Genomic DNA, 9,572 nt, shown 5'->3' on the forward strand with positions numbered 1-9,572 from the left:
TGTTGGTCTCGGCTATGCCAAAGTGAAAGGAGATTGGTATAAATCTTATTGGAGAGGTTATCCTGATGTTCTTGGACAAGGTGACCAGGTAACAGGCTATGGACAAAGCGGAAAAACCAAAGTTGACGGGCATTACATCAGCGCTAAAGTCGGTGCAACTTTTAATGAGTATTACGATGTAGAGTTGGAATACGCCAAGCACGACATTCACGCTGATGCCTTTAGAAGTCTTGATATTAATGGAGCAGATGCTGAGTTTGACCGTACTTCTGTTAACTTGATTTACAATTTTTAATTTTCAACTATCAACACACAACAAGGCTACAAGCGAACAGATACAAGGGTTCGTTTGTAGCCTTGTTGCGTATAGGGCGCTAAATTCTCAATACAATTTGAGGTCTCTGTATTAGAAAAACAACTAACGAGTGTTGTGCTTATGGTGTGAATTTAAGCCGAATGCAGGGATCTTAATTTATGAGAAAAATTCAAAGTTTTGTTAAGCGTTCAGGTCGATTAACTGAAGGGCAAAAGTCTGGGTTAAATGAATTATGGTCAGATTTTGGTATTGATTTACCCGAAGGGAAAATTGATTTAACTTCGTTATTCACCAAACAACAGCCAACTGTTTTAGAGATCGGCTTTGGCAATGGCGACTCATTGTTACAGATGGCTATTAATGAACCACAGCGAAATTTTCTAGGCATTGAGGTTTATGAGGCAGGTGTTGGCCGCCTGATCAATGAGGCCTATAAACACCAATTAACCAATCTTAAAATCATTAAAGAAGATGCGGTTGAAGTGTTGAAAAATAATATTGCTGATAACAGTCTAGCAGGATTTCAACTCTATTTTGCCGACCCTTGGCATAAGAAAAAACACCATAAGCGTCGCATTGTACAAAATGAATTTATGGATGCAATATCAGAAAAATTAGTTAACGGCGGTTTTGTGCATATGGCCACTGACTGGGAGCACTACGCCGAGCAAATGATGGAAACTTTGGAAGCTCACGCCCACTTTAAAAACACAACGACTGCCCATAACTATCTACCAAGACCTGAACGACGTCCAATTACCAAATTTGAACGACGTGGCCAGCGACTGGGGCACGGCGTTTGGGATATGATTTTTAACTGCGAGAAATAACGTTAAGATTTTTTTTATATTTATTTAGGATCGACTAACTATGATTTTTCCAATATTTGTTGTCATGACACTGCTAGAAATTTATGTGCTGGTTTCAGTTGGCGAAGCCATTGGTGGCTTTTCAACTGTCCTACTGGTGGTGATTACCGCACTAATTGGTTCAACACTACTCAAACAACAAGGTTGGTCAACTATGGCTAAAGCACAAAATGCCATGGCGAACGGCCAAACGCCAGCCTTTGAAATGCTAGAAGGTGTGGTTATTTTAATCTCTGGCGTATTGCTACTAACACCTGGATTCATTACCGACATAGTTGGACTACTAGGACTAGTGCCATTCTCAAGAGTTTATTTTATTGACCGAATTCTAAGCAAAAATACGCAAAAAATATTTACTCAACAGAACTCATTTTTTATACATAAATCCAAACCTTCTGATAAAAAAGACAGTGGAAAAAATGACACAATTGACGGTGAATTTTGGGAAGACTAAACACGCTTGATGAATGGCTATCCTGGCAAGAAGGGTTGCATAATCAAACCATCGATTTAGGCTTAACACGCATTCAAAATGTCTATCAAAAGCTATTTCCAAATGGTGTGCCTTTTGCTGTTATAACAGTCGCTGGCACTAATGGCAAAGGCTCTACCATTGCTTTCATTGACAGTATCTATCAACAAAGCCAGTACACAGTGGCCAAGTTCACCTCACCTCATATCATTGATTACAATGAGCGTTTTGTTGTTAACGGCCTTCAAGCAACTGACAAACAAATTTGCATTGCTTTCGAACAAATAGAGCAAGTGCGGGGTGACACATCACTCACTTATTTTGAATTCTCCACTTTAGCGGCGCTACTTATTTTTGCCAATCAGCAAGTAGATATTGCCATTTTAGAAGTGGGCTTAGGTGGCAGACTAGATTCTGTCAATGTGGTTGATGCTGATGTTTCAGTGATCACCAATATTGACATTGATCACGTGGATTATTTGGGTGATACACGTGAGCTAATTGGCCATGAAAAAGCTGGCATTATGCGCACCAATAAGCCATGTGTTTGTGGTGATGCAAACCCGCCCAGCTCATTGCAAAAACATGCCGATGCTATTGGTGCAAGACTTGAATTTATATCGGCTCCTTACACCGGCCTCCTTGCTCTTCAGGGAGATTATCAACAGCGCAATGCAGCCTTGGCAAGTCTTTGTGTTGAAAAACTAAAGCAATCATTTAAAGTTAACAGTCAATTGGTTCAGCAAGGCTTGGAAACTGCAAAATTAGCCGCTAGATTTCAAACAATAGATAGTGGTGACAAGCAATTCATCTTTGATGTGGCACATAATGAAGCTGCAGTTAATGCATTAGCCCAAGAGCTGGCAAAAGACAAACAGCCCACACTGGCTATTTTTTCAGCCCTAAAAGACAAAAACATCGCCTCAATGATTGGCGCCGTCTCACCACTGATTGACCAATGGCTAGTCGCCCCGCTAAATGTTGAGCGCGCGGCAGATGCTAGTTTTCTAGCCGATCAATTCAGCCTAAAAGATTCTATTAGTATTTGTAGTGACGTGACGTCTGCTATCAAACAAGCCAAACAACAGCCGTCTTTACAGCGTGTCGTCGTATTTGGATCGTTTCATGTGGTTGCTGATGCGTTAAAAGCGTTTAAGTAATGTTTGAATGGAAAATCTTGTAAAATTGCCACATACAACCTAATTCCCTCTGGAAAAAATTAATGAATGAGTTTTTTGCAAATATTTGGAATTTAATCGGATCGTTAGTTTGGTCTGATTGGATCACGCTGCTAATTTTAATTGCATTCTTGATATTAGGATTTAAACGCGGCATGGCCAAAGAGCTTATCAATCTTGGCTTTTTATTATTAGCCATATTAATTGCTTGGTTGTTTTACCAGTCACTCGCCGTTCATGCTACAGTCACTTGGCTATTACTCTCGCATCAATCCCATATGGCTATTGCCTTTGGTGTTATCTTTGTTGGCGTGTTGCTCATTAAAAAGGCCATCTATCAGCTAACTGCCGCCTTATCTCAGGTAAGCAACCCTTGTGCCTTAAATAAAATCTTTGCCTATTTGGTGTTTGTACTTGTCGCCATTGCACTTAGTTGGCATTATTTAGATATTATTGCCAACTTAGGTTTAATGGAGATTGTCGTCACAGACACCTCTATTCGCATTGGCTTAGCGTTTATTATCACGTTAGCGATTATTGTAGGCGTATGTGCCAGCATTTCAAACATGCTTAATATTTCTATCGACGCTTCAAAACCTTGTTTTTTATCCTCGCTATTTAAAAAAATCCTTAGCGGCTTGCATCTTTTAGATGAAAAGCTTAATGCTAAAAATATTAATAGCAACAAAAACAATATTGGCGGGCTACTGGTTGGCTTATTTAAAGGTAGCTTGGCGATCTTAATCATGGTATTAGTCTTTCAAAGTATCGATACTATTTCACAGCAAAACTACTGGAATGAAGCCAACGGCGCTTTAAAAACCTTTCAAGATGTAGCGACGGACATTAAACCGGCCTTGTCAGAACACTTACTATTCATCGAAAACAAATAAGGAAACCTCTTTATGTGCGGCATTGTTGGCATTCTATCCACTACCAAAAAAGACACCGCTGTCTATATTTATGACGCGCTAACCATCTTGCAACACCGAGGCCAAGATGCCGCCGGCATTGTCACTGCGCATAAAGGTCGTTTTTATATGCGCAAGTCTAATGGCTTGGTTAAAAACGCATTCAGAACCAAGCACATGACCTCTCTTAGAGGTGATATGGGTATTGGCCATGTTCGCTACCCTACTGCAGGCACCTCTAGTGGTGCTGAAGCGCAGCCGTTTTACGTTAACTCTCCGTACGGTATTGCCTTTGCCCATAACGGTAATTTAACCAATACTGAAGAATTAGCACAAGAGTTATTCGAGCAAGATCTGCGCCACATTAATACTAATTCAGATTCTGAAATTTTGCTTAATGTCTTCGCCAGTGAATTAGCGAAATTACAAAAACAACGTATTAACGAACAAGACATCTTTGACTCTGTTAAACAAGTGCACAAACGGGTTCGTGGCGCTTATGCCACCGTTGGTATGATTCCTGGCTACGGTATTTTTGGCTTTAGAGATCCTAACGGAATTCGCCCACTAATCCTTGGAAAGCGCACCACTAATGGCGGCACCAAGCATATGCTAGCTTCAGAAAGTGTTGCACTAACCGCACTAGGTTATGAAATCACTCAAGACATCAAACCGGGCGAGGCAGTGATTATTGATCGCGAAGGTAATATCTTTGTTCAACAATGTGCCGAGGCACCTAAATATTCACCGTGTATTTTTGAATTTGTCTACTTTGCTAGACCTGATTCTGTCATTGATGATATTTCAGTGTACAAAACTCGCCTAAGAATGGGTGAGCGTCTAGCGGCCAAAATTCATAAAGAATGGGATGATGAGCATATTGATGTGGTTATTCCAATTCCTGACACATCAAGAGTATCCGCCTTGCAGTTGGCGCACGAACTCGAAGTCAAATACTCAGAAGGCTTAATTAAAAACCGCTATATTGCCCGTACTTTCATTATGCCTGGGCAAAAATTACGCAAAAAATCTGTTCGCCAGAAGTTGAGCGCAATCGGATTAGAATTCAAAGGCAAAAATGTTTTGCTGGTGGATGACTCGATTGTCAGAGGCACAACCAGCGAACAGATTGTTAAGATGGCTAGAGATGCAGGTGCTAAAAAAGTATTTTTCGCCTCGGCCGCCCCTGCTGTACGACACCCTAATGTTTATGGCATTGACATGGCCAGCAATAAAGAGTTTATAGCACACAACAAAACCACCGAAGAGGTGTGCCAAGCAATTGGTGCAGATAAATTAATTTATCAAGATTTGGACGATTTAATTTGGTGTGTCAAACAAGGCAATAAAAACATTACCAAGTTCGACTGTTCTTGTTTTAATGGCGAATATGTTACTGGTGATATTAGTCAAAAATATCTAGATGACATTGAGGCAAAGCGTGCAGATTCTGTTAAAGAAAAGAACAACACCAACGAAAGCTCTGATTTGATCAGCAATGATGTAGAATAGTCTTATTTGCCAATGCAATACCCCCATGAAAGATCTAAATTTTGACACCAAAGCCATTCGAGAAGGCTATCGAACAACCGGCGAACAAGAGCATTCTGAAGCGATATTTTTAACTTCAAGCTTTACCTATGACTCTGCTGAGCAAGCTGCCAAACGTTTCTCTAAAGAAGAGCCAGGCAATATTTATGCACGTTTTACCAATCCAACCGTTGATGCCTTTGAACAGAAGCTAGCCGCCCTTGAAGGGGCGCAAGCTTGTACAGCAACCGCTTCAGGCATGGCAGCAATTTTTGCCACACTCATGGCACTGCTAAAATCAGGTGATCACGTTGTCGCGTCACGCAACATGTTTGGCACCTCAATTGTGCTGCTTAATAGCATCATCTCCAAGTTTGATATCAGCGTTACTTTTGTCGACCTGCCAGATTTGGACGCCTGGCAAGATGCCATTACTGACAATACCAAGCTATTCCTACTGGAAACACCTTCCAATCCTTTAGGGCAGGTAGTAGATCTTATTGCATTAAGCAAAATCTCCAAAGCCAACAACATTCTTTTGGCGGTTGATAATGCCATTCTTACCCCTGCACTACAACTGCCACTCAGCCTAGGTGCCGATATTGTTATCCACTCAGCCACCAAATATATTGATGGCCAAGGCCGATGTTTAGCTGGTGCTGTTTTAGGCTCCAAAGAAATTATTGAACAAATACACGGCTTTGTACGCACCACAGGACCTAGCTTAAGTGCTTTTAATGCTTGGATTGTGCTCAAAGGTTTGGATACGCTCAGCTTAAGAATGAAGGCACATTCTGACAATGCCCTAAAATTGGCTACTTGGCTAGAACAACAATCAGGTGTTGAAAAGGTACATTACCTAGGCCTTGAATCTCACCCACATCACCAACTGGCCAAGTCTCAACAATCTGGCTTTGGCGGCATTATTTCCTTTGAAGTTAAAGGGGGGCAACAAGCAGCTTTTGACGTAATCAATGCCACAGAAATTTTTTCAATTACAGCCAACTTGGGTGACACTAAATCGACCATCACACACCCTGCAAGCACCACACATGGTCGCTTAACTGATGAAGAGAAACAAGCGGCCAACATCTCAGAAGGTCTGATTAGAATTTCTGTTGGACTTGAGAATGTGGACGACTTAATAGACGATATAAATAAAGGGCTTTGATGTATAATTCTGCCAAAGAATGACACAAGATAACACTATGCAAAACTCATACTCATACGAAGAATTGATTAAATGTGGCAACGGCGAATTATTTGGCCCAGGTAACGCACAATTGCCACAGCCGCCTATGCTAATGTTTGACAGAATCACGCACATCTCTGATGAGGGCGGCGAGTTTGGCAAAGGTGAAATTATTGCCGAGTTGGACATTAAGCCTGATTTGTGGTTTTTCCAATGTCACTTTAATGATGATCCGGTGATGCCAGGCTGTTTGGGCCTTGACGCTATGTGGCAGCTGATTGGCTTTCATTTAGGCTGGCTTGGCGGTCTAGGTCGTGGCCGTGCACTCGGCGGTAGTATTAAATTTACTGGCCAAGTATTGCCAAAAGCTGAAAAAGTTACCTACCGTATTAATTTAAAACGTGTCATTGCTCGAAAACTTTACATGGGTATTGGTGACGCCACAATGGAAGTTGACGGTAAGGTGATTTACGAAGCCAAAGATTTAAAAGTTGGCCTGTTTACTGACACGAGTGCTTTCTAATGAATAGAGTAGTTGTAACCGGAATGGGAATTGTTTCTAGCTTAGGCGCCAATTGTGACGACGTACTAGAATCCTTAAAAACAGCAAAATCTGGCATTAAGTTTGATGAGAAACAAGCTGAAATGGGCTTGAAATCACATGTTTCTGGCCAAGTGGCTGAAGCTGACTCAAGTGATATTATTGATCGTAAAATGAAGCGCTTTATGGCAGATGCTGCTATTTACAATGCGGTCGCACTTGATCAAGCGATTAAGCAATCTGGCCTTAATGAAGCGCAAATTTCCAACCCTCGTACTGGGCTTATCATGGGATCAGGTGGTGCCTCTAACCAGAACGTGGTTGAAGCAGCTGACATCCTAAGAGAAAAAGGCATTAAACGTGTTGGCCCTTATCGTGTGCCACGCACCATGGGCTCAACGACATCAGCGTGTCTTTCAACCATGTTTAAAATTAAAGGCATTAACTATTCAATCAGCTCTGCCTGTTCAACATCTGCACACTGTATCGGTAATGCGATGGAGCAAATCCAAATGGGTAAGCAAGATGTTGTTTTTGCTGGCGGCGGTGAAGAGCTTGACTGGTCACTCACTATGTTATTTGATGCCATGGGCGCATTATCGACTAAATATAACGAAAATCCTGAAAACGCCTCTCGTGCTTACGATGCTGATCGTGATGGTTTTGTGATTTCAGGTGGTGGTGGTGCATTAGTGCTTGAATCACTAGATCATGCGCAAGCGCGTGGTGCAACTATTTTGGCCGAACTAACCGGCTATGGTGCTACTTCAGATGGTTATGATATGGTTGCGCCAAGCGGTGAAGGCGCTAAACGTTGTATGGAGCTAGCCATCTCAACAGTTGACGGCCCAATTGACTACATCAATGCCCACGGAACCTCCACCCCAGTGGGCGATGTCAAAGAATTAGGCGCCATCAAGGAAGTGTTTGGTGACAACATACCAAATGTTGGATCCACTAAGTCTTTGTCAGGCCATGCACTTGGCGCAGCTGGTGTCAATGAAGCAATTTATTCACTACTGATGCTGCAGAATGATTTTATGGCTGAATCAGTCAATATTGACAATATCGATGAAGCAGCTGATGGTGTGCCAATTGTGCGCTCAACGACTATCCAATCGATTAATCGAGTTATGTCTAACAGCTTTGGTTTTGGTGGTACGAACGCTTGTCTGGTATTTGAAAAGTTTAAGCCTTAAAGTTTTATTGCCTACTAGTGAGTTATTTTATGACTAGTTGTTGCACTAAAGGCATCCTCAATTAAAGCATTAACATTGCTACCTGTTAAGGCTTTTAAAAAGTCAACTAGCGCCTCTATTTCATAAATTTTCAAATTCAAAGGCTTGATCAAAGGGTTTAATAATGGATTTTTAACCCCTCCTTTATTGTAGAATTCCACCACTTTTCTCAAGCTTGGTATTGAGCCATTATGCATATAAGGAGAACTTAAAGCAACATTTCTCAGTGATGGTGTTTTATATTTCCATCTATGGTCCGGATTCTCAGTAATTTCATAAAGACCCAGATCATTGTCTACTTTATTTGAAACTTTACTAATAACATTGGTATCTACCTTTAAAAACACACCAGGTGCAACCTGTACAGGAATGTATTCTTTTTTTGGCGACATAGAGGATAAGTAGCCTACACCTGTATTATGAAGCTTGCTATCAGTAAATAAAGCATAGTCTGCCTCAATAATATGACAACTTGCACACCTAGCCTTGCCAACAAATAATCTAAAACCGAGCTTTTCCTTTTCATTTAATGCATCTTCTTTATTTGCATAAAACCATTTGTCAAAATTCGAGTTAGCAGAAATCAGTGTTCTTTGATAGCTAGCTAACGCCTTGCCTATATTAACCACTGAGACTCTTTGATTGTCAAAAGCCTTCTTAAACAAAGATGGGTAGCCATCCAATATTTTAATTTTATTAACGACACTAGAAAAAGAAGGGTTGCCCATCTCATTTTTTGCCAAAAGTGGGCCCCATACTTGCCACTCAAGGGTGTCTTCTCTAGCATCATGAAAAAGATTTTTTGAATAAGCAACGTTGTAAATAGTTGGGGTATTTCTACGCACCGTACGCCCCTCAATGCCAACTGCAGTAGCCAACTCATTGTGAGCAAAACCTTGTTCTGGAATATGACACATTGCACAAGACATGGTATTATTCAAAGACAACCTTCTATCAAAAAATAGTTTTTACCTAGAGCCACTTTAACTTTATTAATTGGATTATCTTCAACAGTTGGCACCAATGGCAATCCTAAGTGTCGTGTTTGAAAGTTATTTACCAAATCAAATTTTTTCTTGTTTTTATTTCTGTAATCCAAGCTAAGAGAATTTGTTTGATAGTTTTTATTGTAATTATCTTTATTATCTCCTGATTTATGTAGAACATGATCTTGTGCATAAACACCGCTAACACTGAAAAAACATATCAAGAAAAATATTTTCATTGCCAGCTATACCTAGAGGATTAAGCTTATAAGTTCCTGCCACTGGCACCTCAAAGGCTAACTTTCCATAGCCCAAACTCAAGCCAGCGCTGTAAGCTTG

The 9,572-nt window shown here is 40.8% G+C and carries 11 protein-coding genes; 9 read left to right on the top strand and 2 right to left on the bottom strand.

All coding sequences use genetic code 11. From position 1 onward, the window contains the following. From PSN35_RS04355 to fabB, 9 genes are all read left to right on the top strand, one after another. The coding region (locus PSN35_RS04355; protein WP_300029980.1) for a hypothetical protein at positions 1 to 295 on the top strand (295 nt) is incomplete at its 5' end. Between the two features lie 179 nt (positions 296 to 474). Beyond that, entirely contained in the window at positions 475 to 1,146 is a 672-nt protein-coding gene (trmB, locus tag PSN35_RS04360) for a tRNA (guanosine(46)-N7)-methyltransferase TrmB (protein WP_300029983.1), read from the top strand. A 40-nt stretch (positions 1,147 to 1,186) separates the two neighbouring features. Further along, positions 1,187 to 1,639: an FxsA family protein gene (locus tag PSN35_RS04365; protein ID WP_300029986.1), complete on the top strand. Its 453-nt coding sequence runs from the start codon at positions 1,187 to 1,189 to the stop codon at positions 1,637 to 1,639. Beyond that, a complete protein-coding gene (locus tag PSN35_RS04370) occupies positions 1,627 to 2,817 on the top strand; it encodes a folylpolyglutamate synthase/dihydrofolate synthase family protein (RefSeq protein WP_300029989.1) in 1,191 nt (396 codons plus the stop codon). The genes PSN35_RS04365 and PSN35_RS04370 overlap by 13 nt, the downstream gene beginning before the upstream one ends. Before the next feature lie 62 nt (positions 2,818 to 2,879). Then, positions 2,880 to 3,728 carry a CvpA family protein gene (locus PSN35_RS04375; RefSeq protein WP_300029991.1) on the top strand — a complete coding sequence of 283 codons (849 nt, stop codon included), beginning with the start codon at positions 2,880 to 2,882 and terminating at the stop codon, positions 3,726 to 3,728. 12 nt (positions 3,729 to 3,740) lie between these two features. Continuing rightward, positions 3,741 to 5,258, top strand: coding sequence for an amidophosphoribosyltransferase (gene purF / locus PSN35_RS04380; protein WP_300029994.1), 1,518 nt, complete (start codon positions 3,741 to 3,743; stop codon positions 5,256 to 5,258). Positions 5,259 to 5,283: 25 nt separating this feature from the next. Then, positions 5,284 to 6,447, top strand: coding sequence for an O-succinylhomoserine sulfhydrylase (locus PSN35_RS04385; protein WP_300029997.1), 1,164 nt, complete (start codon positions 5,284 to 5,286; stop codon positions 6,445 to 6,447). Between the two features lie 37 nt (positions 6,448 to 6,484). Continuing rightward, a complete protein-coding gene (gene fabA, locus PSN35_RS04390; protein ID WP_300030000.1) occupies positions 6,485 to 6,991 on the top strand; it encodes a 3-hydroxyacyl-[acyl-carrier-protein] dehydratase FabA in 507 nt (168 codons plus the stop codon). Beyond that, a complete protein-coding gene (gene fabB, locus PSN35_RS04395) occupies positions 6,991 to 8,208 on the top strand; it encodes a beta-ketoacyl-ACP synthase I (RefSeq protein WP_300030002.1) in 1,218 nt (405 codons plus the stop codon). Before fabA ends, fabB begins: the two co-directional genes overlap by 1 nt. A 14-nt stretch (positions 8,209 to 8,222) precedes the next feature. Here the strand turns inward: fabB and PSN35_RS04400 are convergent, their stop codons facing one another. Then, positions 8,223 to 9,188, bottom strand: a complete 966-nt coding sequence (locus PSN35_RS04400) for a cytochrome c peroxidase (RefSeq protein WP_300030004.1) — start codon at positions 9,186 to 9,188, stop codon at positions 8,223 to 8,225. After that, positions 9,185 to 9,472: a hypothetical protein gene (locus PSN35_RS04405; protein WP_300030007.1), complete on the bottom strand. Its 288-nt coding sequence runs from the start codon at positions 9,470 to 9,472 to the stop codon at positions 9,185 to 9,187. Before PSN35_RS04405 ends, PSN35_RS04400 begins: the two co-directional genes overlap by 4 nt. Between the last annotated feature and the right edge of the window lie 100 nt (positions 9,473 to 9,572).

This window comes from Candidatus Thioglobus sp., from assembly GCF_028599055.1.
Classification (GTDB): Bacteria; Pseudomonadota; Gammaproteobacteria; order PS1; family Pseudothioglobaceae; genus Thioglobus_A.

Excerpts from the sequence above, each read along its gene's own strand:
- trmB (WP_300029983.1), top strand. The coding sequence starts at position 475 with ATGAGAAAAATTCAAAGTTTTGTTAAGCGTTCAGGTCGATTAACTGAA.
- PSN35_RS04365 (WP_300029986.1), top strand. The coding sequence starts at position 1,187 with ATGATTTTTCCAATATTTGTTGTCATGACACTGCTAGAAATTTATGTG.
- PSN35_RS04375 (WP_300029991.1), top strand. The coding sequence starts at position 2,880 with ATGAATGAGTTTTTTGCAAATATTTGGAATTTAATCGGATCGTTAGTT.
- purF (WP_300029994.1), top strand. The coding sequence starts at position 3,741 with ATGTGCGGCATTGTTGGCATTCTATCCACTACCAAAAAAGACACCGCT.
- PSN35_RS04385 (WP_300029997.1), top strand. The coding sequence starts at position 5,284 with ATGAAAGATCTAAATTTTGACACCAAAGCCATTCGAGAAGGCTATCGA.
- fabA (WP_300030000.1), top strand. The coding sequence starts at position 6,485 with ATGCAAAACTCATACTCATACGAAGAATTGATTAAATGTGGCAACGGC.
- fabB (WP_300030002.1), top strand. The coding sequence starts at position 6,991 with ATGAATAGAGTAGTTGTAACCGGAATGGGAATTGTTTCTAGCTTAGGC.
- PSN35_RS04405 (WP_300030007.1), bottom strand. The coding sequence starts at position 9,472 with ATGAAAATATTTTTCTTGATATGTTTTTTCAGTGTTAGCGGTGTTTAT.